The organism is Natrinema altunense (assembly GCF_000731985.1).
GTDB lineage: Archaea > Halobacteriota > Halobacteria > Halobacteriales > Natrialbaceae > Natrinema > Natrinema altunense.
On sequence record NZ_JNCS01000013.1, the window covers coordinates 22370 to 48975 of the forward strand.

At 63.0% G+C, this 26606-nt stretch carries 31 protein-coding genes; 15 read left to right on the top strand and 16 right to left on the bottom strand.

Going from position 1 to position 26606, the window contains the following annotated elements:
• Positions 1–202: 202 nt before the first annotated feature.
• Both ALTAJ2_RS16845 and ALTAJ2_RS16850 read right to left on the bottom strand, forming a co-directional pair.
• Positions 203–784: a DsrE/DsrF/DrsH-like family protein gene (locus ALTAJ2_RS16845; protein WP_007107427.1), complete on the bottom strand. Its 582-nt coding sequence runs from the start codon at positions 782–784 to the stop codon at positions 203–205.
• Positions 781–1029 (bottom strand): sulfurtransferase TusA family protein, encoded by a 249-nt coding sequence (locus ALTAJ2_RS16850; RefSeq protein ID WP_007107426.1) that lies wholly within the window; start codon positions 1027–1029, stop codon positions 781–783. Before ALTAJ2_RS16850 ends, ALTAJ2_RS16845 begins: the two co-directional genes overlap by 4 nt.
• Before the next feature lie 242 nt (positions 1030–1271).
• On the opposite strand from ALTAJ2_RS16850, the gene ALTAJ2_RS16855 reads away from it, so the two are divergent.
• The 7 genes from ALTAJ2_RS16855 to ALTAJ2_RS19955 all read left to right on the top strand — a co-directional run bounded on the left by ALTAJ2_RS16855 (position 1272) and on the right by ALTAJ2_RS19955 (position 7665).
• The gene (locus tag ALTAJ2_RS16855; protein WP_007107425.1) at positions 1272–2465 is read left to right on the top strand and encodes an MBL fold metallo-hydrolase; all 1194 of its coding nucleotides are present in this window, start codon (positions 1272–1274) and stop codon (positions 2463–2465) included.
• Positions 2466–2470: 5 nt separating this feature from the next.
• Positions 2471–3028 carry a YeeE/YedE family protein gene (locus ALTAJ2_RS16860; RefSeq protein WP_007107424.1) on the top strand — a complete coding sequence of 186 codons (558 nt, stop codon included), beginning with the start codon at positions 2471–2473 and terminating at the stop codon, positions 3026–3028.
• Entirely contained in the window at positions 3028–3486 is a 459-nt protein-coding gene (locus ALTAJ2_RS16865) for a YeeE/YedE family protein (protein WP_007107423.1), read from the top strand. Before ALTAJ2_RS16860 ends, ALTAJ2_RS16865 begins: the two co-directional genes overlap by 1 nt.
• Before the next feature lie 44 nt (positions 3487–3530).
• Positions 3531–4703 carry an inorganic phosphate transporter gene (locus ALTAJ2_RS16870; RefSeq protein WP_007107422.1) on the top strand — a complete coding sequence of 391 codons (1173 nt, stop codon included), beginning with the start codon at positions 3531–3533 and terminating at the stop codon, positions 4701–4703.
• A gap of 193 nt (positions 4704–4896) precedes the next feature.
• Positions 4897–6318, top strand: coding sequence for a cytochrome ubiquinol oxidase subunit I (locus ALTAJ2_RS16875; RefSeq protein ID WP_007107421.1), 1422 nt, complete (start codon positions 4897–4899; stop codon positions 6316–6318).
• Positions 6311–7312 (top strand): cytochrome d ubiquinol oxidase subunit II, encoded by a 1002-nt coding sequence (cydB, locus tag ALTAJ2_RS16880; protein ID WP_007107420.1) that lies wholly within the window; start codon positions 6311–6313, stop codon positions 7310–7312. The genes ALTAJ2_RS16875 and cydB overlap by 8 nt, the downstream gene beginning before the upstream one ends.
• A complete protein-coding gene (locus ALTAJ2_RS19955; RefSeq protein WP_007107419.1) occupies positions 7312–7665 on the top strand; it encodes a hypothetical protein in 354 nt (117 codons plus the stop codon). Before cydB ends, ALTAJ2_RS19955 begins: the two co-directional genes overlap by 1 nt.
• 37 nt (positions 7666–7702) lie before the next feature.
• Here the strand turns inward: ALTAJ2_RS19955 and ALTAJ2_RS16890 are convergent, their stop codons facing one another.
• Together ALTAJ2_RS16890 and ALTAJ2_RS16895 are read right to left on the bottom strand one after the other, a co-directional pair.
• Complete coding sequence (locus ALTAJ2_RS16890) at positions 7703–8065, bottom strand: SHOCT domain-containing protein (RefSeq protein ID WP_007107418.1); 363 nt, start codon at positions 8063–8065, stop codon at positions 7703–7705.
• Between the two features lie 233 nt (positions 8066–8298).
• Complete coding sequence (locus ALTAJ2_RS16895; protein ID WP_007107417.1) at positions 8299–9720, bottom strand: hypothetical protein; 1422 nt, start codon at positions 9718–9720, stop codon at positions 8299–8301.
• Between the two features lie 17 nt (positions 9721–9737).
• Here ALTAJ2_RS16895 and ALTAJ2_RS16900 point away from each other — a divergent pair, with 17 nt between their 5' ends.
• Positions 9738–10463, top strand: a complete 726-nt coding sequence (locus tag ALTAJ2_RS16900) for a helix-turn-helix domain-containing protein (protein WP_007107416.1) — start codon at positions 9738–9740, stop codon at positions 10461–10463.
• 18 nt (positions 10464–10481) lie between these two features.
• Here the strand turns inward: ALTAJ2_RS16900 and ALTAJ2_RS16905 are convergent, their stop codons facing one another.
• Positions 10482–11330 (bottom strand): universal stress protein, encoded by an 849-nt coding sequence (locus ALTAJ2_RS16905; RefSeq protein WP_007107415.1) that lies wholly within the window; start codon positions 11328–11330, stop codon positions 10482–10484.
• 360 nt (positions 11331–11690) lie between these two features.
• Between ALTAJ2_RS16905 and ALTAJ2_RS19855 the strand changes: the two genes are divergently transcribed.
• From ALTAJ2_RS19855 to ALTAJ2_RS16915, 3 genes are all read left to right on the top strand, one after another.
• Positions 11691–11837, top strand: a complete 147-nt coding sequence (locus ALTAJ2_RS19855; RefSeq protein WP_007107414.1) for a DUF7512 family protein — start codon at positions 11691–11693, stop codon at positions 11835–11837.
• A complete protein-coding gene (locus ALTAJ2_RS16910; RefSeq protein WP_007107413.1) occupies positions 11838–12878 on the top strand; it encodes a sulfite exporter TauE/SafE family protein in 1041 nt (346 codons plus the stop codon).
• Between the two features lie 102 nt (positions 12879–12980).
• Positions 12981–13388 (top strand): helix-turn-helix domain-containing protein, encoded by a 408-nt coding sequence (locus ALTAJ2_RS16915; protein WP_007107412.1) that lies wholly within the window; start codon positions 12981–12983, stop codon positions 13386–13388.
• 346 nt (positions 13389–13734) lie between these two features.
• Here the strand turns inward: ALTAJ2_RS16915 and ALTAJ2_RS16920 are convergent, their stop codons facing one another.
• The 4 genes from ALTAJ2_RS16920 to ALTAJ2_RS16935 all read right to left on the bottom strand — a co-directional run bounded on the left by ALTAJ2_RS16920 (position 13735) and on the right by ALTAJ2_RS16935 (position 16972).
• Positions 13735–14247, bottom strand: coding sequence for a PIN domain-containing protein (locus tag ALTAJ2_RS16920; protein ID WP_050031492.1), 513 nt, complete (start codon positions 14245–14247; stop codon positions 13735–13737).
• Complete coding sequence (locus tag ALTAJ2_RS16925) at positions 14248–14550, bottom strand: hypothetical protein (RefSeq protein WP_007107595.1); 303 nt, start codon at positions 14548–14550, stop codon at positions 14248–14250.
• Between the two features lie 693 nt (positions 14551–15243).
• Positions 15244–16140 (bottom strand): hypothetical protein, encoded by an 897-nt coding sequence (locus ALTAJ2_RS16930; RefSeq protein ID WP_007107594.1) that lies wholly within the window; start codon positions 16138–16140, stop codon positions 15244–15246.
• A gap of 49 nt (positions 16141–16189) precedes the next feature.
• Entirely contained in the window at positions 16190–16972 is a 783-nt protein-coding gene (locus ALTAJ2_RS16935) for a zinc ribbon domain-containing protein (protein ID WP_007107593.1), read from the bottom strand.
• Between the two features lie 229 nt (positions 16973–17201).
• Here ALTAJ2_RS16935 and ALTAJ2_RS16940 point away from each other — a divergent pair, with 229 nt between their 5' ends.
• Positions 17202–17468, top strand: coding sequence for a hypothetical protein (locus ALTAJ2_RS16940; protein ID WP_007107592.1), 267 nt, complete (start codon positions 17202–17204; stop codon positions 17466–17468).
• 285 nt (positions 17469–17753) lie between these two features.
• Here ALTAJ2_RS16940 and ALTAJ2_RS19285 read toward each other — a convergent pair whose 3' ends face one another.
• A complete protein-coding gene (locus ALTAJ2_RS19285) occupies positions 17754–18323 on the bottom strand; it encodes a hypothetical protein (protein WP_144240265.1) in 570 nt (189 codons plus the stop codon).
• 507 nt (positions 18324–18830) lie between these two features.
• Here ALTAJ2_RS19285 and ALTAJ2_RS19290 point away from each other — a divergent pair.
• Positions 18831–19628: a hypothetical protein gene (locus ALTAJ2_RS19290; protein WP_144240266.1), complete on the top strand. Its 798-nt coding sequence runs from the start codon at positions 18831–18833 to the stop codon at positions 19626–19628.
• Positions 19629–20125: 497 nt separating this feature from the next.
• On the opposite strand, the gene ALTAJ2_RS16950 is transcribed toward ALTAJ2_RS19290, so the two are convergent.
• The 4 genes from ALTAJ2_RS16950 to ALTAJ2_RS20340 form a co-directional block, all read right to left on the bottom strand.
• On the bottom strand, positions 20126–20836 hold the full coding sequence (locus ALTAJ2_RS16950) for an HAD family hydrolase (RefSeq protein WP_007107590.1): 711 nt from the start codon (positions 20834–20836) through the stop codon (positions 20126–20128).
• Positions 20837–20919: 83 nt separating this feature from the next.
• Positions 20920–21480 (bottom strand): class I SAM-dependent methyltransferase, encoded by a 561-nt coding sequence (locus tag ALTAJ2_RS16955; protein ID WP_007107589.1) that lies wholly within the window; start codon positions 21478–21480, stop codon positions 20920–20922.
• Positions 21481–21482: 2 nt separating this feature from the next.
• Positions 21483–21923, bottom strand: a complete 441-nt coding sequence (locus ALTAJ2_RS16960; RefSeq protein ID WP_007107588.1) for a DUF302 domain-containing protein — start codon at positions 21921–21923, stop codon at positions 21483–21485.
• A 46-nt stretch (positions 21924–21969) separates the two neighbouring features.
• On the bottom strand, positions 21970–22098 hold the full coding sequence (locus ALTAJ2_RS20340; RefSeq protein ID WP_275039493.1) for a hypothetical protein: 129 nt from the start codon (positions 22096–22098) through the stop codon (positions 21970–21972).
• A 314-nt stretch (positions 22099–22412) separates the two neighbouring features.
• Between ALTAJ2_RS20340 and ALTAJ2_RS19900 the strand changes: the two genes are divergently transcribed.
• Entirely contained in the window at positions 22413–22562 is a 150-nt protein-coding gene (locus tag ALTAJ2_RS19900) for a hypothetical protein (RefSeq protein WP_193365041.1), read from the top strand.
• 134 nt (positions 22563–22696) lie between these two features.
• Here the strand turns inward: ALTAJ2_RS19900 and ALTAJ2_RS16965 are convergent, their stop codons facing one another.
• The gene (locus ALTAJ2_RS16965) at positions 22697–24079 is read right to left on the bottom strand and encodes a hypothetical protein (protein WP_204367393.1); all 1383 of its coding nucleotides are present in this window, start codon (positions 24077–24079) and stop codon (positions 22697–22699) included.
• Between the two features lie 529 nt (positions 24080–24608).
• Here ALTAJ2_RS16965 and ALTAJ2_RS16975 point away from each other — a divergent pair.
• Entirely contained in the window at positions 24609–25517 is a 909-nt protein-coding gene (locus tag ALTAJ2_RS16975; RefSeq protein ID WP_007107585.1) for a universal stress protein, read from the top strand.
• An 11-nt stretch (positions 25518–25528) separates the two neighbouring features.
• Here the strand turns inward: ALTAJ2_RS16975 and ALTAJ2_RS16980 are convergent, their stop codons facing one another.
• Positions 25529–26602, bottom strand: a complete 1074-nt coding sequence (locus ALTAJ2_RS16980; RefSeq protein WP_049899574.1) for a hypothetical protein — start codon at positions 26600–26602, stop codon at positions 25529–25531.
• Positions 26603–26606: the final 4 nt, after the last annotated feature.

Below are 26606 nucleotides of genomic sequence, written 5' to 3' on the forward strand. Positions count from 1 at the left end.
TTAAATATCTACCTGATAAATTGTTTCAGAATGCAAAGGGGGAATTATAGATCATGATTGACACACGATGTCATCTGACGGAGCAAATTCCAAATTCGAAACCAGATAGCGCCACCGGATGACGGCTCTCACGAGACCGATATCGCAACACCGTAAGTGAAACCGAACGGTCCTGACGCGTCCCGAGTGGACGGGTCGCGGTCTAGACGAGGAGTTGAATGTCGGAGTCGGCCATATGTTGTAACGCAGTGGCCGCGCCGACACCGGTCGTGACGCCGTCGTAGAAGTCGTCCTCGTCGTAGTCCATCAACTCGATCGTCATCTGGCAGGCCTGCAAATCGACGCCGCTCTCGAGCGAGAGATCGATCAGTTCCTTGATGGTGGCGGTCCCGTTGTCGTCGATCCGCTTTTGCATCAGTTTCGTGGCCACCGTGTCCATCCCGGGAAGCGCGGCAATGGCGTTTGGGACCGGCATGTTCGGGTTACCGACGGCGCTCAGTTTGAGGTCCGCCGACTTCTCCTCGTGGAGGATGTCGAGGCCCCAGAACGTGTGGAAGACGACGACGTCCCAGCCGAAGGCGGCGGCCGTGCTCGCCAGGATCAACGGCGGGTACGCCATATCGAAACTGCCCTGAGTGGCGACGATGGTCATCTTCGTCCCGTCGCCATCATCGGCGACCGTTTCCTCGAGTTCCGCGACGCGCTCGCGCAGCGCCTGTAACTCGGCGGGGTCGAACGCGCGCTCCGCGTCGTCGGTCGGCGGCGGCGAGTGCTCCGTGCTCATTCTGCCGTCTTCTCCACGTAGTGGATGTACCGGTCGTCGTCCGCGACCTGCTCGAGGAGGGCGACACCGTCGGTACCGTCGGCCCATCCCTGAATGTCGCTCATGCTGCCCGAGTCCGTCGCGACGACCTCGAGCACGTCGCCGGCCTCGAGGTCGTCGATCGCTTGTTTGGTCTTCACGACGGGCATCGGACAGGATTGTCCTGTCACGTCCAGCGTGTCCGTGGTCTGATATTCCGAACTCATGGGTTTTGTCTGTGCTCCGTATTGGAGCTATTACACAATATAGCCGCTACGCATAAAAGAGTGCCGGTTATTGTACAATATGCAAACATCCATATCCGATGGGTAGGCAGTACCTGTCTTAAATGGCTCAGTACACCCCCTATAGACGTTTTATCTCTAGAGAGGGGTCACTATATTGTGGGGTATAGAAAATACTACGCAAACCCTTAAGTGCGAGGAGCCGATATCGGGAACTGTACAACATGGACGACATGGACTTTCCAACGCCGGACGCCGAGATCGAATCGGTCAGTCCCGACGAGTTGCGGACCCGAATCGACGCGGGAGCGGATATCGCGCTCCTCGACACCCGTATGGAATCGGAGTATGACGAGTGGAAAATCGACGGCCGGAACGTCGACTCCATCAACATCCCGTATTTCGAGTTCCTGGACGACGAAATCGACGACGGCGTTCTTGCACGGCTTCCCGACGACCGCAAACTTACCGTCGTGTGTGCGAAGGGCGGCTCGAGCGAGTACGTCGCCGGGACGTTGACGGAGCGCGGCTACGACGTCGACCACCTCGAGAACGGGATGAACGGCTGGGCGCGCGTCTACGACCGCGTCGAAGTCGAGCGCTACGACGGGCACGGAACGCTCTACCAGTACCAGCGCCCCGCAACGGGCTGTCTCGGCTACCTCGTCGTCGACGGCGGCGACGCGGCCGTGATCGACCCGCTGCGTGCGTTCACCGATCGGTATCTCGAGGACGCCGACGAACTCGGTGCCGATCTGCAGTACGCGATCGACACGCACATTCACGCGGACCACATCTCCGGGGTCCGCGCGCTCGACGCCGTCGGCGTCGAGGGCGTCGTCCCCGAGGCGTCGGTCGACCGCGGCGTCACCTACGCCGACGAGATGACCCTCGCGGCGGACGGCGACGAGTTCCAGGTCGGGTCGGCGACGATCGAGACCGTCTCCACGCCCGGCCACACCTCCGGCATGACAGCGTACCTGCTCGATGGCTCGCTGCTCGCGACCGGTGACGGGCTGTTCGTCGAGAGCGTCGCCCGCCCCGACTTGGAGGAAGGCGACGACGGCGCTCCCGAGGCGGCCGCACAGCTCTACGAGTCGCTCCAGGAGCGCGTGCTGCCCCTGCCCGACGACACGCTGATCGGCGGCGCACACGTCAGCGACGCCGCCGAGCCCGCCGAAGACGGGACCTACACCGCACCGATCGGGCAACTCGAGGCGGAGATGGACGCGCTGACGATGGACGAAGACGCGTTCGTCGAGCTGATCCTCTCGGATATGCCGCCTCGACCGGCCAACTACGAGGACATCATCCCGACGAACCTCGGTCAGCAGGCGGCCGGCGACGAGGAGGCGTTCGAACTCGAACTCGGCCCGAACAACTGTGCCGCGAGCCAGGAGTCGCTCGCCGGTGACTAACCCCAATGGTAGCTGATCCAGTCCCACTCCAGCTGACCGCCGAGCTGTTCCCCAACGGGATCAGTCGCTACGCCGTCGGCGGGATGCTCGTCGGTCTCGGCACGGTCGTCATCTACGTCGGAACCGGCATTCCGGCCGGGGCGAGCACGTTCCTCGAGTCGACGCTGTCGTACGTCTCCGGGCAGTCGCGGTTCCAACGGTACGTCGCGTCCCGGGACTGGCGCGTCGTGTTCACGCTCGGGATCATCCTGGGCGGGCTGGCGTTCGCGGCGACGGTCCAGTCCGGAGTGATCACGACCTCGCTCTACGAAGCCGGAACGACCGGCGAGCGATACGAGGTCGGCGGCGTGACGCTCTGGGCGACCGACGTGCAGGCCTGGCGGCTGCTGGTCGGCGGCCTCTTCGTCGGGATCGGGACCCGAATCGGCAAAGGGTGTACGTCGGGCCACGGGGTCTGCGGCGTCGGCTCGGCGTCGAAGACCTCGATCGTCGGCGTGATGACGTTCTTGACGGTCGCGATCGCGACCGCACAGATCGTCGCGGCACTGGGGGTGAGTCCGTAATGGCGGACCGCCATCCCCTGTTCATGCCGCTGATCCTCGTCGGCGGCCTGCTGTTCGGGTTCGGGCTCGGGTTCAGCCAGATGGCGCGCCCGGAGGTCGTGCTGCAGTTCCTGCAGTTCGAGGACATCGGACTGCTGTTCGTCATGTTCGGCGCGGCGATCGTCTCCGGAATCGCCTTCGCCGTGATGCCCCGACTCCGGGACAGCGCGCCGCTAACTGGCGACCGGTACGAACGCCGGCTGAAGCCGTTCGATCGGAACGTCCTGATCGGCGGCGCGATCTTCGGCATCGGCTGGGGCCTCTCGGGGATCTGCCCCGGCGCGGCCTACGCCAGCCTCGGCGTCGGTAACGTCTCCATCCTGTGGGCGCTCGCCGGCATGTTCGTCGGTGCCTACCTACAGGGTGTCTGGCGGAGCACGCGCGCCACGACCGATATCGTCCCGTCGGATGCCGACTGACGCCCCTCGAGTCTCGAGAACCGAAACACGGCTTACAGATACGAATGGAGCTCACAACGATACTGCTGTTCGCCACCGCGGCCGTCGCGAGCCTGTTCATGGCCTGGGTGATCGGTGCCGGCTCGAGCGGTGCGACGCCCTTCGCGCCGGCCGTCGGCGCGAACGCGATTCCGACGATGCGCGCGGCGTTTCTCGTCGGCATCCTCGGCTTCGCCGGGGCGGTAACGCAGGGCGCAAGCGTCTCGGAAACCGTCGGCACCGGTCTCGTCGAGGGAGTCACGCTCCCGGTCGGCGGCGTCATCGTCGTCCTGCTGATCGGTGCCGGGCTGATGGCGATCGGCATCGCCACCGGCTATCCGATCGCGACCGCGTTTACCGTGACCGGCTCGGTCATCGGCGTCGGCGTCGCGCTCGGCGGCGATCCGGCCTGGGGGAAGTACGCCGAAATCGGCGCGGTGTGGGTCCTCACGCCGTTCGTCGGCGGGGGGATCGCCTACGGGATCGCCAGCGTCCTCCCGCGGCCGGACGTGCCCGAGGCCGTCAGCGTGCCGCTCCTCGCCGGGGTCGTCGGCACCGTCGTCGCGAACCTCGAGTTCGCCTTCCTCTCGTCGGTCGGTGGAACGCTCGCCGCCGCCGGGACCGCTGCGGTCTCGGCGGATGGGACTGCCGTAACGGCCGCGATCTCGCTCGGAATCGGCGTCGTGATCGCGGCCGCCGTCCGCTGGGATATCGGCCGCGATCAGGCCGACGGCCTGCGCCGGTTCCTGCTCTCGCTCGGCGCGCTCGTGGCGTTCTCGGCGGGCGCGAGCCAGGTCGGACTAGCCGTCGGGCCGCTGTTCCCGCTGCTCGCGGACACGCCGATGGTGTCACCGATCGCGGTGTTGCTCGGCGGGGGCGTCGGGATGCTCGTCGGTTCCTGGACGAGCGCACCGCGGATGATCAAGTCGATCTCACAGGAGTACGCGTCGCTGGGCCCGCGCCGTTCGATCGCGACGCTCGTCCCCTCGTTTCTCATCGCCCAGACCGCGGTCCTGCTCGGGGTACCGGTCTCGTTCAACGAGATCGTCGTGAGCGCCATCGTCGGCAGCGGGCTCGCGGTCGCCGGCGGGGCCGGCGTCAGCCCCCGCAAACTGGGGCTCACCGTCGCCGCCTGGATCGGCTCGCTCGTGCTCGCGTTCGGGCTGGGCTACGGTTCGATGTGTCTCGTCGGCCCGTAGCGACGGCCGAGACACCGGCCTGTTCCGGGTGGGTTCGAACCGCGGCCCCTTCACCTCGAGACCAGCGTCGCTTTCGACGCTCCGACCACAAATATTACCGCTTTCCCGTCTCTCAGACACGAATAGGGCGACTCGTTCGGATCGAAAAGCACCGGTTGACGAATCGCGGTTCCAGCATTCCCCACGACACACCATGATCGACCCGGTCTTCGCAAGCAGGCTACAGTTCGCGCTTACCACCATCGTCCACATCGTCTTTCCCGTGATGAGCATGGGGCTTGCACCCTTCCTCGTCTACTTCACGTGGAAAGACATCCGTACCGGGCAACCGATTTACGAGCAGTTACGCAGGTTCTGGACGCGGATCTTCGCCGTCAGCTTCGTCGTCGGCACCGTGACCGGGATCGTCCTCGAGTTCGAGTTCGGGACCAACTTCGCGGCGTTTTCCACGACCGCCGGCGAACTGTTCGGCGGCCCGCTCGCGCTCGAGGGGATGATGGCGTTCATGCTGGAGGCGACGTTTCTCGGGATCTTCGTCTTCGGCCGCGAGCGCGTCGGAAACGTGCTGTACATGTGTTCGGCGATCGCCGTCGGGCTCGGAACGTGGCTCTCGGCGCTCTGGATCCTGATCGCCAACTCGTGGATGCAAACCCCGCGGGGCTACGAACTGGCCACGGAGAACGGCCAGACGATCGTGCAGTTGGTCGATCCCGTGGCCGCCTACGCGAACCCGCGGTTTCCCTGGATGTTCGTTCACATGCAAAACGCCGCCGTCGAGTCCGTCGCGCTGTTCATGGCCGGCCTCGGCGCGTACTTCGTCTTCAGACACCACGTCTGGGGGTATCCGGTCGAGCGCATCGGCTTCTGGGAGACGACGCTCAAGTTCGGCCTCCTCGCGCTACTCATCACCGCGCCGTTGCAGGTGCTCCACGGCGACCTGTACGCGCGACACGTCGTCGAAACGCAGCCACAGAAGTTCGCCGCGATGGAAGCGGTCTGGGAGACCGACTCCTACGTCCCCGAGTACATCGTCGCGTTCCCGACGAGCATCCAGGACCTCTTCGATCCGCGGGCCAAGGACATCTTCGGCATCGGCATCCCCGGCGGGGCGTCGTGGCTCGCCAGCGGCGGCGATCCGCAGGCGACCATCCAGGGACTCGAGGAGTTCAGTGGCCCACAGCCGCCCGTCGCGATCGTCTTCTGGGCGTTCCGGATCATGGTCGCGCTCGGCTTCTGGTTCGTCCTGCTCGCCGTCTGGGGCGGCTACCGCTGGTGGCGGGGCGAACTCCTCGAGGACGACCTCCTCCAGAAGGCCCTGATGATCTCGACGCCGCTGGGACTTCTCGCGGTCGAACTCGGCTGGGTCGTCACCGAAGTCGGTCGCCAGCCGTGGCTCATCCAGGACGTCTTGCGAACGAGCGAGGGCGTCTCGACGGGACTGACGGCTGTCGAAGCGACGACGACGCTTGCCGGGTTCGCCGTCGTCTACCTCGGACTGCTCGCGCTCTATGCGTACGTCGTCGTCCGAATCGTCCGTGCCGGCCCGCCGAAGGTGGACGGTCCCGAACTGGACGGGACGGGGACGCCCGCGTCGGAGGTGCAGGCCGATGACTGACCTGGCCTCGCTCGCGACCGACCCCCTGTTCGGGCTCCCCCTCGCGGACCTCTGGTTCGGACTGTTGTTCTTCATCTTCGCGACGTTCCTGTTCCTCGATGGCTTCGACTTCGGGGTCGGCGTACTGTTCGCGACGCGCGAGGACACCGACGAACGCGAGCAGTTACTGTCCGCGATCGGGCCGTTCTGGGACGGCAACGAGGTGTGGCTCGTCGTCTTCGGCGGTGCCATGTTCGCGGCGTTCCCGGCCGTCTACGCCAACCTGTTCAGTCGCCACTACCTGCTGCTGTTCGCGATCCTGGGTGCGCTCATTCTTCGTGGGCTCGCCCCCGAGATGTACGAACAGCGCCACGACGAGGCGTGGCAACGGTGGTGGGGGCGCGCGTTCGTCGTCGGCAGCCTCACGGCACCGTTCTTTCTCGGGCTGTTCACCGCGAACTGGCTGCTCGGCGCGACGACGATCGTCACGCTCCCGGGAGTCGTCGTCGGCCTAGCCGTCGTCGCGCTGACCATCGTCGATGGCGTGGCGTTCCTGCGACTGAAGACGCGCGGCGACCTTCGCGAGGGTCTCCGGACGGACGGCTACCGCGCGCTCGTGGCGTATCTCCTCCTGATCGTGGTGACGCTGGGATACGTCTACGGAGCGGCCCCCGCCCTGCGATCGGCCCTGTTCTCCGCGCCGGTCGCCGCGCTCGTCCTCGCCACGCTCGTCCTCGCCGGGGTGTACGCCGCGGCAACGTGGGCCGACCGCTACTACGTGGCGTTCGGTGCCGTCGCGGGCCTCGTCTTCGCGCTGGTCGGTATCGTCGCGGGTCTGATGTATCCGATCATCGACCGCGCCGGCGGGCTGACGGTCGAGACGGCCATCGTCTCGACGCTGCCGCTCAACCTCATGTCGATCGGGGCGGCGATCCTGCTTCCGCTCGTGTTCGTCTACTTCGTGGTCCTCTACTCCGCGTTCAGCGGCCCGATCGAGGCAGGTGAGTCGTACTAATGGGCTCCGACGACGATCGCGGCGAGCGGCCGGCCATCGACGACGGTGACACCGAGGGGTTCCCGACGGGCAGCGACGGTGACGCCGCCGCTCGCAACGACGCTCGAGCGACGAGCGGGTCGGGGACCGAGCCGTCGCCGCCGCGACTGGGTTCCCGAATCCTGGTGACGTGGCTGGAACTCACGATCGTCGGCATCACCGGCGGCCTCCTCGGTGCGACGGTCGGCGGCCCGCCCGGGTTCGTGATCTACCTAGCGACGACCCTGCTCACCGTCGGTGTCGTCTTCCACAACGTAAACGAACTCGTCAAAGCATGGCTCCGAGCCTCGCAAAACGGGAGCGCGATCGAGTGAGTGCCGAGTGACGATGCTCACGGGCGGTGGACCACGCCTACCGCTTCTCCTCCCGCTGCAGGCGTTCACGCCGGTTTTCGAACTCCTCGTCGGTGAGGTCACCGCGAGCGTAGGCGGTTCGCAGTTCCTCGAGGGCGGGGTCAGTCCGTCGGCCGCTGGCTCCGCGAACGGCGCGGTACAGGAGATATCCGAGGCCGAGCAGCACCAGTAACGGCACGATCGACATGAGCAGCCACATCCACGTAGCTCCGGTGCCGCCCCACATCCCGCCCCGCCACATGTGACCGCCGCCCCAGACGCCCATCATGGGCATCACGAGCACCATCATGAGAACCGGCAGCAGGAGGATCACGGCGATAACGACCACCAGTGTCCGAATCAGTGACTCATCGGTTGCCATACGTCGTCCTTCGATCGCCGGAGTCTTGAACGGTGTGGGGGATACCGATCGCCGGGAATCGATCATCCGTCCACGCCAGTTCCGTCGACAGCCACTCCCGAGCGTCGGATTCGACCGACCGGTGACGACAGGGAACCCCTCGCCACACCCAGGAGGAACGCGAGGATGGAATTCGACGGATCGGAACCGACTCGCAGGGAGTCCGAGTAGCTCGAGCGGGCACCGAATGGCGGCTACGAAACACGCTTCGACGCGCGTACCGACCACCGTCGATCGACGATCGTGACCAGATAGTACCCCCAGATCGAGAGCACAACGGCGTATCCCGGACCGTGCAGTAGCACCGACCACGACTGGTCCTGATAGAAGAAGCCGATCCCGACGGCGAGCACCGCGAGGTTCCAGGCGAGGACTGACCGCGGGCCGAGAGGCGACGGGAGATCCGTGGTGGGAACGAGTCCCGCGGCCCGATCGTCGCCTGCGTCGCCGCCGTCGGTTCCGGGAGCCCACTTGAGCGAGCGGGCGACGAGCAACGAACCCGCGAGCGCGACCGGCAGCGCCCAGCCGAGGAAGAAGAAGTGCAACGCGCCGGTCTCGATCCACGGGTCGGGGATGCCCAGCGGGACGCCAAACAGGATGAACGGCGCGAAGCTCGCCGGGCCGAGGATCCACAGCTGGGCGACGAGTATCGAGAGCGCCGTCCCGTTCGACGTGCCAGCCCGGTAGGTCCGGGCGAGCGTGTAGACGTACAGGACGTAGCCGGCGGCGTACAGGGCCAGTCCGGTCGCAGTCACCGTCGTTCCCATGCCGAGGACCGGTCCGACGACGAGCGGGACGATACCGAGCGTGAACAGCGGGAACGAGTAGCGTTTCAGGCGGTCGCTGTACAGCTCCGCGTCCACGAGCCGCGGAACGAGATCGTACAGCGTGCCGATCGCCGCGAGGCCCAGAAAGCCCCACGCGTTGGCGTGGACGTGTGCTTCCCGGAGTCCGTACCAGCCGCCGGGGACGTCCCAGCCGTGGCTGTACAGGCCGAAGGCGAGCGTGAGCCCGACCAGGTAGACGAACGGCGAGAGGAGGGAGAAGCCGACGGTCGGGTCGCGCGCTCGCCCGCTGTCGCTTCTGATCGCCATCACGAGAACGACGGCGAACAGCCAACCCGTGAGCAGCCAGATCGTCCCGAGACCGACGTCGAACAAGAGCGGCTCGCCGTAGGCGCGCCCGTACCAGGCGAGCAGCAAAGCGCCGTTCAGTCCGAGGAAGACGGCTCCGAACGCCCGCGCCGACGGCCCCGGGCGCTCGAGTTTCCACGCCGTCAGCTGTGGCAGTGTGCCAAAGAGCAACTGTGTGAACGCACCGATCGTGACGAAGTGGATGTGCGTCCACGTGATCCACGACACCTGCGGGACGAGTTCCAACCCCTGGAGGCCCTGGTAGCAGGCGAGCGCGAAGCCGACGAACAGGAAGCCGATGCCGGCGACGTGAAACGGCGTCATCGAGAGCGGCGGCCCGTCCATCGATCGGCGAGCGGACTGCCGTTCGATGTCGGCCCGAGCGGATCGCCGCTCGGAGTCGTTCGGACGTGAGTCACCTGGATTCGTATCGGCCATACACGTTCGTTCGCTCGGCCGCCGTGTATCGGTTATCGCGAACATCGGGGTATAGTTCGAACATGTTCGAAGTTCTTGCTACGGTGTTCGATCGCCATCTATCGATACCGATGCCACGGGCGAAACTCACCGTTCACCTCCCCGAACCGCTCTGGATCTACGAGGTCTCGACCGCCTATCCCGACACCACGTTTCGAGTTACCTCGGTGCTGCCGGGATCGGACGTCGCGATCGGCATCATCGAACTGACAGCACCGAATCCGGTCCCGATACTTGCCGCGATCGACGACCGGTCCGATATCCGGGATCTCGAGTTACTCTGGAAACACGACGAGACGGCGCTCCTGCAGGTCGAGACGGCGAACGCGGCGCTGCTCGTTCCCATGCAGCAGGCCGGCGTTCCGATGGAGACGCCGTTCACGGTCGACGACGGCGTGGTGACCTGGGAACTGACGACGAGCGCGGACCGGCTCTCAACGCTCGGCGACACGTTCGATGAACACGGGATCGAATACCACATCGAGTCCGTCCACGCCGTCGACGCGAGGCGTGAGGAGACTCCCGTGACTGATCGGCAACTCGAGGTATTCCTGACTGCGCTCGACGCGGGGTACTACGACGTTCCCCGCGAAGCGACGCTGACGGACGTCGCGTCGACGCTCGGAGTAACCAAGTCGACGTGTAGCGACGTGCTCCACCGTGCTGAGAGTACGATCGCACATTGGTTCGCAGACGAACACGTGACGACCACTGATCCGGCCGATTCGGGCCTGCAACACGTCGGCTGAGTCCGGTCGCCGTCAGTGTCAGGCCATTCGGTCCGGTGGGACGAGCATGACGTTGCCGTCCGCCCGTGCGACGATGTCTTCGGAGACGCTCCCGAGCAACAATCGTCGAAGTCGGCTGTGCCCGCGCGAGCCGAGCAGGATCGTGGTCGGCTCGTACTCGGCTTCCGCGGCGAGTATCTCGGCGGCGGGATCGCCCTGCCGGACCGCGGTTCGCGTCTCGATCGCCCAGTCCTCGAGCTGGGAGGCCAGCTCTTCGAGTCGCGCTTTCGGGTCCTCGTCTTCCTCGGGGAGCCCTGGATCCGTCGGCGTCTCGACGTGGACGAGCGTCGCCTCCTGGGTGGCGTGGCGCAGGTATGAGAACGCCGCGAACGCCCGGTCGGCGTTCTCGGAGAAGTCCGTCGCATATAGCATCCGCTGGAACAGGTGTTCCCGGACGACATCTGGCTCATCGACCTCGCGTTCGATCCGATTGACGAGCAGCGGCGTCACGGTCGTCCGCGCGAGGTTACGCGCGGTCGAGCCGATGACGCGGTTCTCGAGCGGGCTCTTCCCGCGCGAGCCGACGACCGTGAGGCCGGCACCGATCGTGTCGGCGATACCGTTGATCCGTCGATGCGGCGTGCCGCGGACGACGTGTGCCTCGGCGTCGAAGCCGGCGTTTTCGATGACGCGCTTGTAGCGAGCCAGCGCCTGCTCGCGACGTTCCTCGAAGTCGATGCCGGGCATGCCGGCGTGTACGTTCGACGGGATCACGGTCACGAGATGGATCTCCGCGACGCCGATTCGCCCGAGACACTCGAGGCAGGTCTCGTTCTCGATCGTCGCCTCGCTGGCGGCGGAGAGATCGGTCGCACAGATCGCTTTCATACCGAACGGAGGACGCGACACCATAATGTTGTTTGGGTGAGTCAATACTAACATCGAATTATCGGTTGCGGGTGAGCCGTTCAACGAGGACGACGGTCGGTGCGATAGTTATATCGCCCCTGGTATGTCGTGGCAAGAGTGCAATCCATTCGTTCCAGCCGCGCGCCAGAGGTAGCGCCCGATAGCCGAGCCCCCTCTGTATCGGTATAACGTATTCGAATATTCCCGTTGGATAGCCGTGAGATAGACGACAGTAATATTGTTCAATATCCCCAAAAGCGTTATAGCTATCCTCCGGATAGACGATACTGAACAGAAATCCATGACTCGAACACAACTGCACGGCGGAGGTCGATCCCGATGATCGACCTCGCAGCGTATTCACCGGCGGTACAGGCAGGCGCACTCGTCGGCGCCGTCCTCCTCGAGGCGGTCGCACTCTACGTGGGGTACGGCGCCGTAGAGCAGGTCGCAAAACCACTCGTCGAGCGGATCACTCACACATAGATGGAGTTCTTCGGACTCGCGCTGACGATGCTCGCGTTGTTCGTGAGCTTCGGCTTCATGGTCGGGGTGTTGTTCGGCTTCTTCGGCATGGGTGGGTCGTTCCTCGTCACGCCCGCGTTACTCGTGATGGGGTACCCCACCCGCGTCGCCGTCGGGAGCGGTATGGCCTTCGTCTTCGGGACGGCCGTGATCGCGACGCTGAAACACCGCGACCTCGGGCAGGTCGACTACAAACTCGGCGGCCTGATGGTCGTCGGAACGACCGCGGGTATCGAAGTCGGCAGTCACCTCGTGTACTCCCTCGAAGAACTCGGGCTCGCAGGCGGCGTCATCGGCGTCACATACGTCTTTCTGCTGGGCGGTATCGGGGTGTTCGTCAGCTACAACGCGTTGCGGTCCGACGGGGCCGACGACAGCGGCGGAGGCCACCACGAGGCCGCAAACCAGGACATCGATCCGGACGACATCCCGGACATCGCAAAGCGGATCCAGTCCTACCGGGTCCCGCCGATGATGACCCTCTCCGGGGGCATTCAGGTGTCGCTGTGGATGATCCTCGGCGTCGCGTTCGCCACGGGGCTCCTCTCGGGGTTCCTCGGCGTCGGCGGCGGCTTCATCCGCATGCCCGCCCTGTTCTACCTGATCGGCGTCCCGGTGCCGATCGCGGTCGGGACCGACCTGTTCGAGATCGTCATCTCGGGTGGGTTCGGTGCGTACACCTACGGACTCAACGGCGGCGTCGATCTCTCGATCGTCGTCCCGCTGCTGGCCGGGAGCGCACTCGGTGCCCGTATCGGCTCGGCAGCGACCAGCGTCGTCAACGAGGACGACATCAAGATCTACTTCGGGCTGATGCTCCTGGGTGGCTCGGTCGCCGTCGCCTTCCAGCAGTCGGCCGGCTACCTCGGCGTGCCCGTACTCGACACGATCGGGTTCGTCCTGATCATGCTCTCAGCGTTCATGGTCAGCGGGGCCGTGATCTACAACACGATCACGACGATGCGAGCGCGGTCGAACGCGTCCGCGACGGCCGCGGACTGACACCGGCGACGCCGCTCACCCCGTTCCGGCCTCGGCTCATCGACATTGTACAATATCCACACAACCCTTATACCGCCGCGGTCCCTACCTCGAGATAGTAACATGGCCAACTCGATGGCGGAACAACTGCAACAGGACATGGAATGCGAGGGACTCCTGGAGTGCATCCACGGACTCAAGCAACTCGACAAGGAGTGTTTCCGCGTGCTGGTCGACAGCGAGGACGCACTGACGATCGACGAAGTCGCCGAGCGGGTCGACCGCGAGCGCTCGACCGCGTACCGATCGATTCAGCGACTGCTCCAGAGCGGGTTCATCCAGAAAGAGCAGATCAACTACGATCAGGGCGGCTACTACCACGTCTACTACCCGACGGATCCGACCCAGATCGCGAACGACATGCAGCGGATGCTCAACGACTGGTACGCGAAGATGGGACAACTCATCCAGGAGTTCGAGGACAAGTACGAACACGCCGAGGCCGACACCGAAATCCCCGCGCAGAGCTAGGAGATCGTCCCTCGGCTCCCCCTCGTTTACACACACGACCGCCGGACTTCGGGTCGACCATCGCCCTCTCCCGTCCTGGTTCCGTATTCGTTGTCGAGACCGTCCACATCGACTGGACGTGCACCTGACCGCCGAACGTAGCGCTATCGCCGTGACGTAGGTCTACTGAGCAATACTAATTTCCGCTCGGCGGGTCTCGGTCGGCGTCTCGACGAGGGTGGGGTAGCGGCTCGCTTCGCCTCGACGCTCGAGGAACGGCTGGACGAACAGCTTCGATCGCGAGACGGTGTGGGTCGCTCTGGCCGGCGGTCACGTACACGATAACCGATGGGCGACAGCGTCGGTATCAGGATGCTTCGAGCAACGACCGAGCCCGTTGTACGTAGCTGTTTGCGTCCCAGCTACGGGCGTCGCTGACCTCGTCGAGAATAGCGCGAGCATCGGCAGCTGACAGCTGGTCGGTGCGAACGAGTACCGAAAGCAGCGTCGGCGTCGTCACGAGACGCGTATCGGCGAGCGAGGCGTGGACCAGACCGAGTTGATTGAATTCATCACAGAGCAACAGTGCGGCGTCGAGGTCATTCGCGAGGGTGACAGCCGCGTTGTCGCCGTCATCGAGCGGAAATTCGGCATCGAGATCGACCGATCGGGTCTCGAGCGTCTCAGTTCGGTCGAGGGCGGTCGTTGCAGCCCGACCGTGTACGTCATCGTACGAGGCGATCTCTCGGAGTTCCTCGATGACCACTGTGGGGACGACGACCTCGTAGCAGGACAGACAGAGCGCGAGCGGATCGGGGTCGTCGTCAGCAACGACCCCGAGACTCACGAGGGCGGAGGCGTCAGCGACGAGCGTCGACATTTATGCGTCGGCGACCTCGTCGATGAAGTCCTCGTCCAGTTGCTGTTTCAACACTCGGAGGTTCGCCGCCTCTTCGGCACCGACGAGCGCCTTGAGTTGCTCGAAAGCGATCTCATCGTCGTAGTAGGCAGCCGCGATTTCCTGCATGAGCGCGTCGTCGTGCGTCGCCTCCTGGAGGTACTCTCGCAGCGCAGTCACGAGGACAGCCGTTCGGTCCTCCCCGAGGACAGCCGCGAGTGCATCGGTCCGGTCGATGAGTCGGTGGGGTGCCCGGAACTGAACGCGCTTTTTGTCGCTGCTCATTATGTGTACATTGTGAGCCAGTCCACTTAGCGGTTGTCGTGTGTCCAATGTGAGCCACGCTCGCCTCACGTCGACGATCGTCCGGCCGCTCGTCAGTCCGACACGGGATACGTCTCGAGGTCGCGCGTCCAGTCCGTCGCCGAACCGCCGGGACGGCACCGCGCACACGGCTGGCGCGAGCCCGCGAGATCGAAGCGGCGTGCATCGGGCTCCGAGCCACCCCTGACCGTACAGTTCCAGTCTCGGATTCGGCCACCGTTCGACCGTCCGCAGTCGACCGCCCCACGACCGTTTCGTCGCGCACACCGAGATCGACATCGATCGGTGGCGACTCCTGGGGAACGGCAGGGCACTCCTCCAGAGCAGTGTCGATCGCACGCTCCGCGGTAGTGTCCGCACGCTCGAGGCGCTCGCTCCCGAGGCCGAGATGGGGGAGACGATCCGACGCGTCGCCGGACGACTGCCGAATCGATCCGGGACCGCGTTCACGGGTGGACCACCACTCGTTCCGGTGACAGCTGACGTCTTCGGTGACCCGGCTCGAGCAGTCGGTGGGCGTCGACCGTCGACGACCGATCGAGGGACGGACGAACGAGTACGCGGACGCGTTCACGACCGCACTCGCGCGGGAGTTTTGGTAGTCGTGGAGAGTGACTCCCTTCTCAGGGCGGGGTGGGAGACCCGGGGACAGCGTCAGCCGTCGACGTCACCTGTCTCCGGACCGTCCCGTTCAGTTGCACTCGGTCGGTCGCCGGGGAGGTCCGCATCCGCCATCAGCAGGACGCGGCGCTCGGTGTACTCGAGGCCGTTCTTGCGCTGCCGGTGTCGTTCGATCGCCAGTCGGTTCTTCGAGAGGTCGAGCAACGCGTCGATCGTCCTCGAGACGAGTTTCTTCGCATAGCCGTCGCTGATCCCCGTCTCCTGACGGCGAATCCAGTGTTTCATATCGCTCGCCGTAACGTACTCCCGGACGGTTTTGGACCCGTTCTGCCACGGGTCGTCTCCGACGGCCGGATCGGTGCGGGCCTTCCAGAGCGTCGCAGCGAGCCGCGAGGGGAGCGAGGACGTGGTTGCACGGAGGCCGTCGTCGTCCATCCTCGCGAGTTGCTGAATCGGCAGGAGGTCGCCGTGTGCTAACGCGACGTCGCCGCCGCGCTCGAGCGGGTCGTCGCTGTCGGGCAGTCGGAAGTACTGTCCGCCGTCGTCCTTGCTGACCCGTTCGAGGCGACCGCCGGCGACGTCGAGCTCGCTCTCGTCGACGTTCGCCGCGAGCAGGTGGGCTCCCTTCTCGAGTTCGCGGGCCTGGAGTTCGCCGATGCGGTCCTTGTTCGCGTTCAGTTTCTTTTCGTGGGCGTCGAGCCGCGCTTCGAGCGGCGGTCGCGTTCGCTCGAGTTCCGCGACCCGGGCTTCGAGACGCTCGTTCGTCGCCCGCTCCCGTTCGAGTGCGGACTCGAGGCGGTCGATGCGATCGGTCTTCCGCGCGAGGCTGGCTTCGAGCGCGTCGACCCGTTCGCGAAGCGACTCGAGTTCGGTTGCGAGCGTCCGGACGGTCGATGCGGTCGGTTCGGAGTGGTCGGCGTTCGTGCTCATATCGGTGGGGGCTGTGGGGTGAGACGGAGTGGTTGGCAAGCCGGTGCAGTCAGCGGTCCACGGCGTCCGAACGGGGGGCGACGAACGCCGCCCGCTCGTCCGTCGCGAGCGAGCGCGGGGGGCGGTACGCACACCGCTGGTTGGGGTAGTACCGCTGTGCGAGGACCTTCGCGGCGTTGTAATCGGCGTAGACGGTGTCGACGCGACAGTCCGGGTTGGTACAGCGGAACGTCTGGTGGAGCCGTCGGTCGCCGATGGTCCCGCAGCCGTGACACTCCTGGGAGGAGTAGGCGACGGGCACCGTCGCGGCCTCGAGGCCGTACTCGGCGGCGACCGCGCGCAGGCGCAGATGGGCCGTCGGGAGGAGCCACGCCGTGCCGCGGTGGGCGTTCGGATCGGTCAGCCACGCCCACAGGTCCGGCTCGTAGTGGCTGTCTTCGGTGACCAGCACGGGGTGGTCGTACGCGCTCGCGTAGTCGCAGATCTCCCGCGCCGCGTCGTCGAGGGCCGCGAGCAGGGCCGCCCGACGGTGGCGGACGTGTGCGACGATCGTCTCGCGATCGGCGTCGCCGGCGAGCAACGCGGCGACGCGGTCGCGAAGCGCGTCGAGGCGAGCGCAGAGGTCGTCGCCGGGGATCGCGTAGGCACCCTTCCAGTCCGGCATGGGCGACGGACACGCGGTGTAGAGGTTGTGCTCCCCGAGATCGACGCCGATCGCGGTGCGGTCGGCGCGACCGGTGGCGGCTGGGGTGTTCTCGCGGCCAGTCGACTGGCCGGCTATACCGTCGTCTGTGGAGCAATATTCATTGCCCCTCGAGCGTTCGGTTCGCATGGTCGGAACCCTCGTGCAGAGGATGACCCGACCCCGGCGTGTCTCCAGCACGCTGGACCTTTGCGGCCCAGAAGGGTCGGATCAACAGCTAATTGTCACCGGCTGCTAATATAATTTACTGACGAGTCGTCAGTAGGCAGTTGTCTAATACAATCACTTATGGACTTATAGCCAGAAAACACCCACAACCAGTATGCGTATGTCTATTGCTCCCGATTCCTCGAATGAGATGCGCCAGGAAGCCGAGTGGATGGTTCCATCAGACGACAAAATTCTCGAGCTTATCCGCGAGTACGGGAACCTGACTCCAACAGCGATCGAAGATCTCGGCGGCCCCAGTGCCGGCCACGCCCGAAACCGGTGTCCTGTGCTTGCCGAGTACGGGCTGCTCGACCGAATCTCGCGTGGCCTCTACGGGATTACTGAAGCCGGTGAAGCATATCTCACTGAAGAACTCGATGCGAGCGAACTCGAGCCAGTCCAAGACACCGAGTAAAGATCTCTGTTTGAGTTCCCTACTCAGGACGCGGTTACCCTGTTGGTGAACACAATCTTTGGATCTTGTGCTGTCGGACAATTACTTTGAGCTACAGTCCTTGAGAAAGATAGAACTTGGCAATACTATGAAGGTCTCTACGGTGGATTTCGGTTATACACACGATCAGGCGGCGTTCGTGTGCATATTCGGAAAACGAATTTTGTCAGCGTGCAATCCCAGGGGGAGAGCTATGTTTGAGCAAAAGAGAGAGAGAGAGGAAGAGAATAAAGCCCCATGATGGGTCTAATCTAGAAGAGAAAGGTTATGTGCTTCTACATGCATTTTATCGACAGTCTTTACTGCACGTCTGACTCGTGATTCAATATTGCCGATCCCATCAAGGTATTGTCTAGATCTCATATCATGAACTAATTTATTCCTAGTTTTTCTAACATTTGCTATCTCTCCTTTTTCGCCCGAATCAATAATCCCCATATAGTATAATATATTCTCTTGGTCTTCGCTATCGATGTTTCTAGCATATTCTCTAGCGTTGTCTTTAGAGATGTCATCATCAAATACTTTCTGCCATATTATGTCTCCAGATAAACCTCGGAGAACTTCGTGGGCAAGTGTGAAGAATAAAACCACAGAGTCTGATGTTTCAATACTAATGAGATTTTCAACTTTCTTATCAATTTCTTTGATGTCTGCATCTGAATGGTCCTCAATGATTTCACTTCGAATTTCGTCTATCTCCTGTAATTCATCCATGATATCATTATGCACCCTTCCCAACGTCATCATCTCTATTCCCCAACTTTCATCGACTATCTCCTGGTGATTTTCAGAGAGTTCTTCATCGTCTTGCATCGATAGCACACTCATCTTATACGCTAATTCTACTGCTTCACTTCCCTCAGAGTCATATTCAATTACGTCTCCTTCTTCGACTAGATATTGTTCATCAACCCGATCAATGGGGGAGCGGACCTCTCTCGTCAGTCATAGACTGAGATTCGTCTCCATCGTATTTATCTTAATGACATCTTGACCGTTCCAAGTACAAAATTGACGAAACCTGCAGTGTGGAGGTCGGGTGATTAGTTTGGGATCTTAGCCTTAGCCACGATTCCGTCTCAACAGCGGTACCTACTCCTTTCTTCGAGTTGCTGAATTACATCAGTTGTAGTCAGCCCATGCTGGTTAGCGATCTCGGCAGCAAGGTCGCTTGCGCGAGCCTCCGTTAGAGTTCGCTTATGCTCTCGGGCGAGTTCAACTAGGGCAAAAACAATCAACAGGCTTTCTTAATATACATCCCCCGGAATACACTCCTACCCTACATTTAACGTCATCTACACTGTACTAGCTATTATACAAATGCGTACTAAACGCTCTATTGAAGATGTCGATAGACATATTCTTACATCTCTCAAGAAAAGTTCGCCATCTACCCCTAAAGACATAAGCAAAGATAGGTTCCGAGAGAATGTTATTCGTCTCCGCTGTCAGCAATTGATCCGTGAAAATTTGATAGCAGAGGTTACTCATGACCTCTATGATCTCTCTGACAAAGGCGAAGAATATGTATCTTCTGACAATCAGTTGAATGAGTTCCGTGAGAGCTTTCCTGATCCGGAGGTTGATCGGATTACCGACTTTACTGAATTAGATCCAGAGGACATTAAGTGGCGAAATAGAGAGTATTTCAATAATTCAGATCACAGGTATGATCATGGAGATGTACTTTCGTACCACCAGGTTAAACACAAGATATCAGTAGTTCGGAACGGGGACCTCAATCGCGTTATGAATGAATTCCCAAAAAGAGAGCCGCTGACGCAGCAATGTGCACACTGGGTAAGGGCAATTATTGGGTTGCATTTTTTTCCTGATGCTAATCATAGAACGGCAATGGCTACCCTCAACACTCTTCTGCCGTTGAACGGTATTGAGAAATTCAGATGGAGTGATGATCAATATAAGGAAACAATCTTCAAATCAAAATTAATCCGAAAACACATTATTGATGTCCGGTTTGATAATCTCTGGAGCAAGGATGAACTGTACTTCTTATGGCATCGATACTTCGTTGATCGTTTCTACGACATTTCTGACTTTAGCCACCACTCGCCAGATTACGAAAGGCTAGATCAGGCAATAGAACAGCTAGAATGAAGATGATTAGTCTTGAGAACGATCTTCGTCCAACTGGACTTCTCCCATAGCAACATAAGCATCATAGTTCTCCTGTTCATCCGACCTCATTAACTGCCGAGCTAGCTGTCCCATTGTCTTCAACCTGAATCTGACTTAGAGACTTGCAAACTTAGTCTTTGTCATCAGTAGCAAGACAGGAGTTATGAGAAGGAGGAAGCAGCAGAACTGAGTATCATACTGCATCAGAAGCGATCAAACCGTGGAAGAGAGGTAGAAACGTAGAATAGAGAGACAGTATTGAGTTAGGCGAAAGCGATTAGTTTCCAACACTTCAGCAACCCCTGTTTCATGTGCTTCAACTGCAACTCTGCGTACGAAAGCAGGGCGGGGCGCTGTGATTTTTTGGCGCTGTCGCCTTGGCGATACCCGGCGGCCCGAACTGCGAACGTAGCGGCGGGTGATTTCTCGAGTCGGAAGAGTCCGCTCGACTCCGTCGGGCGACGGTTCGGACCGGCTCACTGCCCTTCCGTCTCCGACTGCGAGAGCCACGGCGGCGTCAGGAGGTCGCCGATCGACGCCACGCGGTACGTCGGCTCGGCCCCCGAACCGTCGGAGCGGTCAGAAACCCAGACGGACTCGAGTCCGGCGGCGGCCGAGCCGACGATGTCTGTCTCGAGCGAATCGCCGACGTGTACCGCGGTCGCCGGCGTCGCGTCGAGGAGTCGCATCGCCTGCTCGAAGGGCTCCGGGTCCGGTTTCGGCGGGGTATCATGCCCGGCGACGACGACCTCGTCGAGCCACCGCTCGAGGTTCACGGCATCGATCTTCTGCCGTTGGGCGTCCCGCGCACCGTTGGTGATGACGGCCAGCCGGTACTCTCGGCTGAGTTCATCCAGCACGCGAGCGGCCGGCGGCACCAGTTCGACGTTCGACTGGTCGCGCTCGTCGTTGAAGGCCGCCGCGACATCCCGTCCGAGCCGTCGATCGTAGCCGTTCGCCGCGGCGAGGGCGGCAAAGCACTCCGACCGGAGGGCCGCCATCGAATCGCACCGCTCGGCGAAGTCGTCGTATCGAGCGTAGTATTCATCGACGGCAAAGAGCGGCTCGACACCCGCCCGCTCGAACGCCGCCTCGAGTACCGTTCCAGGGGACCGCTCGTATCGAAGCAGCGTTCCGTCGAGATCGAACGTGATCGCCTCGAGCGGAGTCGTCGTCTCGGTTCCCATCGTGTATCGGCCGTTCATTCGCGGGGACTGATTACATTACTGGCACGATAGCAGCGTTGCACTCGAGGCTGAGCGGCAGGCCCTCACTCGAGCGTCGCGATCACCAGGAAGGTCTCGGGGCGGACGGCCTCGTGGTCGATCGCGAAGCCGGCATCGCGGAGCGCCGCTACCGCTTCGGCGGCGCTGTAGCGCTCGTCGACCGGCGGCCCGTCCGCGCCGGTACCGGTCGCCGCCCAGTCGACGACGACCAGTCGGCCGTCGGGCGCGAGGACCCGTCGAACCTCCGCGAGCGCGTCGTCGCTCGCGAACTCGTGGTAGGTCATTGTCGAAAACGCGGCCTCGAGTGCGTCGTCGTCGAACGGGAGGTCGCTCACGTCGCTGGTCACGAGATCGACGTTCTCCGGAACGCCTTTCTGGCGGTAGTACTCGTGCATCGCCTCCTGAACGTCGACCGCGTGCACCGTGCCGGCGTGGGGCGCGACGTCGTCGGTGAAAAAGCCGGTTCCGCTGCCGAGGTCGGCGACGGTGTCGGCCGGCGAGAGCGAGAGCGCCCACAGCAGTTCCTCGGCCGAGACGAAGCGGTATCGCTGACCCGCCCGTTCCAGCTTGTCCGCTCGCTCGGCGTCGAACGTATGGTAGCCCATGGCTACAGCTCCTCGAACGCGGCGTCGACGAGGTCGCCCGTCTCGGCGACGATATCCGCCATCTCCTCGTCGTCCGGCGCGACCCCGACGAGCCGCGCGATCCGCATGATCGAGACGTGATAGACGCGCTGGCGGCCGGGTTCTTCCTCCCAGACGACGACGTTGCACGGGAAGAGCGCACCGAGTTTCCCGTCGCTGGCCTCGAGCGCTCGGTCCGCGACCGCCGGGTTACACGCGCCGAGCACGTAATACGGATCGCGGTCGGCGTCGACCTTCTCGTTGAGCAACTCCGACGGGGAGAACTCGACGGGAACGCCGAAGCCGGCGTCGGTGAACACCTCGCGAACGTGTTCGATCGCCTCCTCGTGGGCCATCTCGAGGGTCGTCTGTGTCGTACCGATGTCGTCCGGATCGATTTGAGCGGGGTCGATAGGCAACGTCATTCGTGTCCAGTATTGTGCCCACAACGAAAAGAGCTTCCGGATTTCGTCACTGGCACGCGGTGACGAGGTCCCGGTCGGTCTCGAGCCACGGTCGACGACCCGGATTCGCGACATCTCGAGAGGGGACCCACAACGGGCCGCGGTTGACCGGCGGTTCGCCGGCCCCGATCGGCATACGCACAGCGTGAGGCAACAGCCACGACACGATGCAGTCGCACGATCGCAACGGCGGGCTGGGGCTCCCGTCCGAACGCATGACTACCTGTTGCGGTCGGGCCGCTCCGGGACTCGCTCGCGAAGCGACTCGCCGTCGACTGGGTGCCCGTCGGACGCGCCAATGGTGGCAGTATGCGTCACGACGATTCAGCCGCCGTCCCCAGAACTGACGGGCGGGTCCGGGTCGCACCCCGAAACGCGGAGTTCGAGAACCGCTTACCCCGATTGTATACCTATGACTCAATAAGACAATATTGCTCACCGGACCGGATCATGGGCATCGAGACGGCCGACGCTACGTCCCAATCGTCGGTCGTGCGGGCTGTAGCCACCGACATCGGCGTGTCCGGAAGCGTCGCTCGAGGTGACGCCGATCGGCAGCGCGACATCGATCCGTTCGTCGTCGACGGCGTCCGGCAGTGACCGCCGCCAAGCGCCCCGAAAGGCGGTGATCGCCGCTGCGTGGGACGGCGATCGAACACCCGGACAACGCACGGGCGGCGTTCGACCCTGGTCGGCAGACGGGTCCGGAGTCGAAGAAACGACGAATCGGCTAACTAGGAGAGTCGGTCGCGCAAGTCGTTTCCGGAGGCGAGGACGGTCTCGTCGATCCGCTGATTGATATCGTCGATCGAGTCGTCGTGGGTAGCAACGAGGTCGAGATAGCCCCGAATGACATCGGCATAGAGCTCACGGGCGCGAACGAGAAACGACGGTGCCAGGAATTCGTCGTCGCCAACGGTCATTCGATCGGCGTCGCTCGGTGCGTCCGGCAAGGAGTTGTCCTCGTGGACGACCGTATTCCGGGCGTCGTATATCGCCCTGAAGAACTCCCCGACCTGCTCCGGCGGCCACTCCTGCGAGTTCTGCTCGCCGAGGAGGACTGCTGCGCGAACGCCGAGTCGATACTTGTTGCCGCCCGGAGACCCGCCTTTCAACAGCGTCGTTTCGCAGCCGACGGCACAGTCGACTACTTGATCCTCGAGGGCGTCTCGACTGAACATCCGCTCGAACCGAGCGAGCAGGTTCTGGAACGTGGCATCGTCAGTTGACAGGCGATCTCGGTGTGCGCTCCAGAACCGCCGGATGTCCGCCGCGCGATTCGCAGCGATGTGTGTTCCGACCGTCGCTGCCGGACAATCGAACTCGAGCGGGAACGTGACGGGTGTAGCGATGCCGCGGTACGTTTCCCAGCCGGGGACGACGTGATACCCCGTGTCGAATCCGACGGTGCCTGCCGGACGGCAGAGACGGAGACACCGGCGAACGGTCGTCGCGATGTATCGAATAACGTCGATGAGTTGCTGCCACGGGTGAACGTCGTTCGGTGTCACATCGAACTCGGGTTGATTCCACGGGGTGACGATATTGTCGTCGATCTCTCGAGCGATCTCGCTGTACGGGCGGCGACGGCGGAGGACGATCTCGACCGCGGCGGTTGGTCCGCTCGCAGTGACCGGTTCGACCGGCTCGAGGACACCCGTACTCGGTGCCTCGTAAGTCGTGATGCCGACTTCCTCCAATTCGTCAAGCGGCCGAAGCCGTAGCGTGTCCAGGTCGTACGGGCCGAGATAGTCCGGCTCGCCGTGAATCGCTGTCTCGAGGTCGATAGTGACGTCGGGTTCGAGAGTCGTGTTTTTCAGGCAGAGGAGATACCGGGCGTATTCCCGGTCCGTGAATCGTGGGTCGAACTGGTCGGCGAACGCGGCGTCGAATGCGGCCCCGTCGAACCGCGTGGTCCCGGCATAATTCAACACGACGCCGACGAATTCGAACAATCCGCGTTCGATAGATTCGATGCGTGCTGCGTCAGCGGAGTCGGTATCCGCCAACGGATCGGGAAGCCGCGTGTAGATGCGACGAGCGGCATCCTCGAATTCGTGGGTATAGAGCGTATCGAAGGCATCCGTGTCCGCGAACGCGCGACCCGGGACTGGCACTGTGAATTCCGTCGTGTTATCGAAGACGCCATCCGAGCGAAGGCGGTGGAACGTCTTCGTTGGGGGGTCCTCGATAACAGCGCGATTACGTTCGATGACGGTCCGCACGCCGTCTTCGACTAGCGGACGGACCTCGGCAAACCACTCCGGCGGCATTCTGTTCGGACGGACTCGAGTCGGTTACTTAGTACTCGTCATACTGATCGCCCCGGCTGACGACATCGGCTCCGCCGTCGAGAACAGTCAACGGGTCCCGACCGCGCGATCCTCGTGGACCCGCTCGAGCGACCACTGACGACGATTGAGATCCTGCAGCCGGTCGACGTAGCTCACCGGGACGTCGTCAGCAGGAGCCAGAACGGCCGGAACGCACCCGTCGATCGGTCGTTCCGTGTTATCGGGGCCTTCCCGTCCGTTTATTCCGGTCTCCCACGTATCGGACAGGTATGGGACGCTGTGAGACTGACGGGCGATCGGGACGGACAGGAATCGAACGCGGTCCCCGGAACCGGACGGAGGACGGCCGAGCATGACCGCTGCCGCAACGGACACGGCGTTCGATCACCTCCTCTTTCCCACCGACGGCAGCGAGGGGGCGGCCGTCGCGCTCGATCACGTCCTCGAGATCGCCGCCGAACACGGGTCGACGGTTCACGTCCTCACGGTGATCGATATGGCGCTGTACAGCCCGTTTCAGCGGGAGGGGGCCGTCGTCGACGCCCTCGAGCAGGAGGGTGATCGGATCGTCCGCGAGGCCGCTGACCGCGCGGCGGACCACGGAGTCGAGACGGTCACCGAGGTCCGGTCGGGGGACCCATATCGGGAAATTCTCGACTACGCAGCGGCACACGATATCGATCTCACTGTCATGCCGACGCACGGACGCCGCGGACTCGAGCGGTTCCTGCTGGGCAGTACCACCGAACGAGTCGTCAGACGCGCGGACGGCCCCGTGCTGACGATTCGGCCGGACGCTGAGACCCCGGCCACGTATCCCTACCGACGCGTGCTGGCCCCGACCGACGGCAGCGAGTGTGCGCGAGACGCGGTCGAGCTGAGCGTCGACATCGCGGACACGACTGGCGCGGCGTTGCACCTCCTTACGGTCGTCGACACCGTCAGCGTCGGCGTTGACGTCCGCTCGGAGATCAAGACGGCGATGCTGGAAGCGGCCGCGGACGAGATCATCGACGAGGCGTCGTCGATCGCGGAAACCCGCGGCGTCGCGCCGGCCGCCGAAACGGTCGCGTACGGGTCGTCGGTCACCGACGAGATCCGCTCGCATATCGAGGCCCACGACATCGACCTCGTTGTCGTCGGGACACACGGCCGGACGGGCTTCGATCGGTACGTACTCGGCAGCATCACCGAGCATCTCGTCCGAACGGCCCCGGTCCCGGTGCTAACGGTGCGCGAGCCGATCGCGACGGACTCGTAGTCGCGTGCATCTCAACCGGGACCGACCACCAACGCGAACGGAACGGCGACAAGCATCGCGACGAACACTGCAAACGTACGATTGTTTTCGAGGAGGGCGTTCTGAACCGCCTCGAGAAACGCGTAGTAGGCGTCGTAGACCGAGAGTGCGGCGATCGTACTGACGGCCGCCGCGCCGAAGAGGAGCAGGACGATCGCGATCCCCGTCCCGGACTCGAGGATGAGAGCAACCAACAGGGTATCCGTGAGCGTTCCGAGACTGGCACCCATGACGTACGGGACGATCTCGTCTCGACGGATGTATCCCCGATTGTAGATCGGGACGATCACGCCCATCGAGAACGCCACGCTCGTCGTTACGGCGGTGACGGCGAATCCGAGACCGAGCGACAGCCAGCGGTGCTGGAGGAAGACGAACATGTGCTCTCTAAGCCAATCGACGGAGATGCGGTTTAACAGGGTATCTAACAGGTGAAAACTCCCGACGAGAACGAGCATCGCCACCAGGGCGCTGGGGGCCGCGCCCAACTGGTCGATTATCGCGGTTGTGAGCGGTTCGAAGAGACTGACACCGCCCGCGCGACCGTCGACGGGCACGTCGCGTGCCCACGTGCTCCGCTCGGTCACCCAGATCACGACCGCCCCGATCACCGTCGCCGGGGCGTAGACCGTCAGACCGACGAGAAACGTCAACGTCCCGAGCCGCATCGCTTCGGGGAGCGAATACGACGGGGCGCGAAGGAACTCCAGCGCACCGATCAACAGGACGATCCCCGGAGCGCCGAGGCGGGAGCCCGAAACGAGCAGAAACAGCTCGAGGACGGTAATCAGGTCGGCCGAGAACAGCGAAAGGGCGATCGCTGCGACGATCGATCCGTTCAACATCACGTACGCGGAGAGCCAACTGGTCCCGACGTACGAGAGCGGGCCCGTTTGTCGGGAGAGGATCGGCCGGACGACCGACGAGAGCGTCTGCAGCGACGCGCTCAACAACTGGATGGCGACGAAAAACGAGACCACCGCGACGCAAACCAGAACCGCGACGCGAACCGATCGAAACGACACTCGACCAGAGCGTACCGTCATCGGG

Bases quoted from the DNA above. Each gene is read 5' to 3' on its own strand.
- ALTAJ2_RS16845 (WP_007107427.1), bottom strand. From the start codon at position 784: ATGAGCACGGAGCACTCGCCGCCGCCGACCGACGACGCGGAGCGCGCG.
- ALTAJ2_RS16850 (WP_007107426.1), bottom strand. From the start codon at position 1,029: ATGAGTTCGGAATATCAGACCACGGACACGCTGGACGTGACAGGACAA.
- ALTAJ2_RS16855 (WP_007107425.1), top strand. From the start codon at position 1,272: ATGGACGACATGGACTTTCCAACGCCGGACGCCGAGATCGAATCGGTC.
- ALTAJ2_RS16860 (WP_007107424.1), top strand. From the start codon at position 2,471: ATGGTAGCTGATCCAGTCCCACTCCAGCTGACCGCCGAGCTGTTCCCC.
- ALTAJ2_RS16865 (WP_007107423.1), top strand. From the start codon at position 3,028: ATGGCGGACCGCCATCCCCTGTTCATGCCGCTGATCCTCGTCGGCGGC.
- ALTAJ2_RS16870 (WP_007107422.1), top strand. From the start codon at position 3,531: ATGGAGCTCACAACGATACTGCTGTTCGCCACCGCGGCCGTCGCGAGC.
- ALTAJ2_RS16875 (WP_007107421.1), top strand. From the start codon at position 4,897: ATGATCGACCCGGTCTTCGCAAGCAGGCTACAGTTCGCGCTTACCACC.
- cydB (WP_007107420.1), top strand. From the start codon at position 6,311: ATGACTGACCTGGCCTCGCTCGCGACCGACCCCCTGTTCGGGCTCCCC.
- ALTAJ2_RS19955 (WP_007107419.1), top strand. From the start codon at position 7,312: ATGGGCTCCGACGACGATCGCGGCGAGCGGCCGGCCATCGACGACGGT.
- ALTAJ2_RS16890 (WP_007107418.1), bottom strand. From the start codon at position 8,065: ATGGCAACCGATGAGTCACTGATTCGGACACTGGTGGTCGTTATCGCC.
- ALTAJ2_RS16895 (WP_007107417.1), bottom strand. From the start codon at position 9,720: ATGTTCGCGATAACCGATACACGGCGGCCGAGCGAACGAACGTGTATG.
- ALTAJ2_RS16900 (WP_007107416.1), top strand. From the start codon at position 9,738: ATGTTCGAAGTTCTTGCTACGGTGTTCGATCGCCATCTATCGATACCG.
- ALTAJ2_RS16905 (WP_007107415.1), bottom strand. From the start codon at position 11,330: ATGAAAGCGATCTGTGCGACCGATCTCTCCGCCGCCAGCGAGGCGACG.
- ALTAJ2_RS19855 (WP_007107414.1), top strand. From the start codon at position 11,691: ATGATCGACCTCGCAGCGTATTCACCGGCGGTACAGGCAGGCGCACTC.
- ALTAJ2_RS16910 (WP_007107413.1), top strand. From the start codon at position 11,838: ATGGAGTTCTTCGGACTCGCGCTGACGATGCTCGCGTTGTTCGTGAGC.
- ALTAJ2_RS16915 (WP_007107412.1), top strand. From the start codon at position 12,981: ATGGCCAACTCGATGGCGGAACAACTGCAACAGGACATGGAATGCGAG.
- ALTAJ2_RS16920 (WP_050031492.1), bottom strand. From the start codon at position 14,247: ATGTCGACGCTCGTCGCTGACGCCTCCGCCCTCGTGAGTCTCGGGGTC.
- ALTAJ2_RS16925 (WP_007107595.1), bottom strand. From the start codon at position 14,550: ATGAGCAGCGACAAAAAGCGCGTTCAGTTCCGGGCACCCCACCGACTC.
- ALTAJ2_RS16930 (WP_007107594.1), bottom strand. From the start codon at position 16,140: ATGAGCACGAACGCCGACCACTCCGAACCGACCGCATCGACCGTCCGG.
- ALTAJ2_RS16935 (WP_007107593.1), bottom strand. From the start codon at position 16,972: ATGCGAACCGAACGCTCGAGGGGCAATGAATATTGCTCCACAGACGAC.
- ALTAJ2_RS16940 (WP_007107592.1), top strand. From the start codon at position 17,202: ATGCGCCAGGAAGCCGAGTGGATGGTTCCATCAGACGACAAAATTCTC.
- ALTAJ2_RS19285 (WP_144240265.1), bottom strand. From the start codon at position 18,323: ATGCAAGACGATGAAGAACTCTCTGAAAATCACCAGGAGATAGTCGAT.
- ALTAJ2_RS19290 (WP_144240266.1), top strand. From the start codon at position 18,831: ATGCGTACTAAACGCTCTATTGAAGATGTCGATAGACATATTCTTACA.
- ALTAJ2_RS16950 (WP_007107590.1), bottom strand. From the start codon at position 20,836: ATGGGAACCGAGACGACGACTCCGCTCGAGGCGATCACGTTCGATCTC.
- ALTAJ2_RS16955 (WP_007107589.1), bottom strand. From the start codon at position 21,480: ATGGGCTACCATACGTTCGACGCCGAGCGAGCGGACAAGCTGGAACGG.
- ALTAJ2_RS16960 (WP_007107588.1), bottom strand. From the start codon at position 21,923: ATGACGTTGCCTATCGACCCCGCTCAAATCGATCCGGACGACATCGGT.
- ALTAJ2_RS20340 (WP_275039493.1), bottom strand. From the start codon at position 22,098: ATGCCGATCGGGGCCGGCGAACCGCCGGTCAACCGCGGCCCGTTGTGG.
- ALTAJ2_RS19900 (WP_193365041.1), top strand. From the start codon at position 22,413: ATGGGCATCGAGACGGCCGACGCTACGTCCCAATCGTCGGTCGTGCGG.
- ALTAJ2_RS16975 (WP_007107585.1), top strand. From the start codon at position 24,609: ATGACCGCTGCCGCAACGGACACGGCGTTCGATCACCTCCTCTTTCCC.
- ALTAJ2_RS16980 (WP_049899574.1), bottom strand. From the start codon at position 26,602: ATGACGGTACGCTCTGGTCGAGTGTCGTTTCGATCGGTTCGCGTCGCG.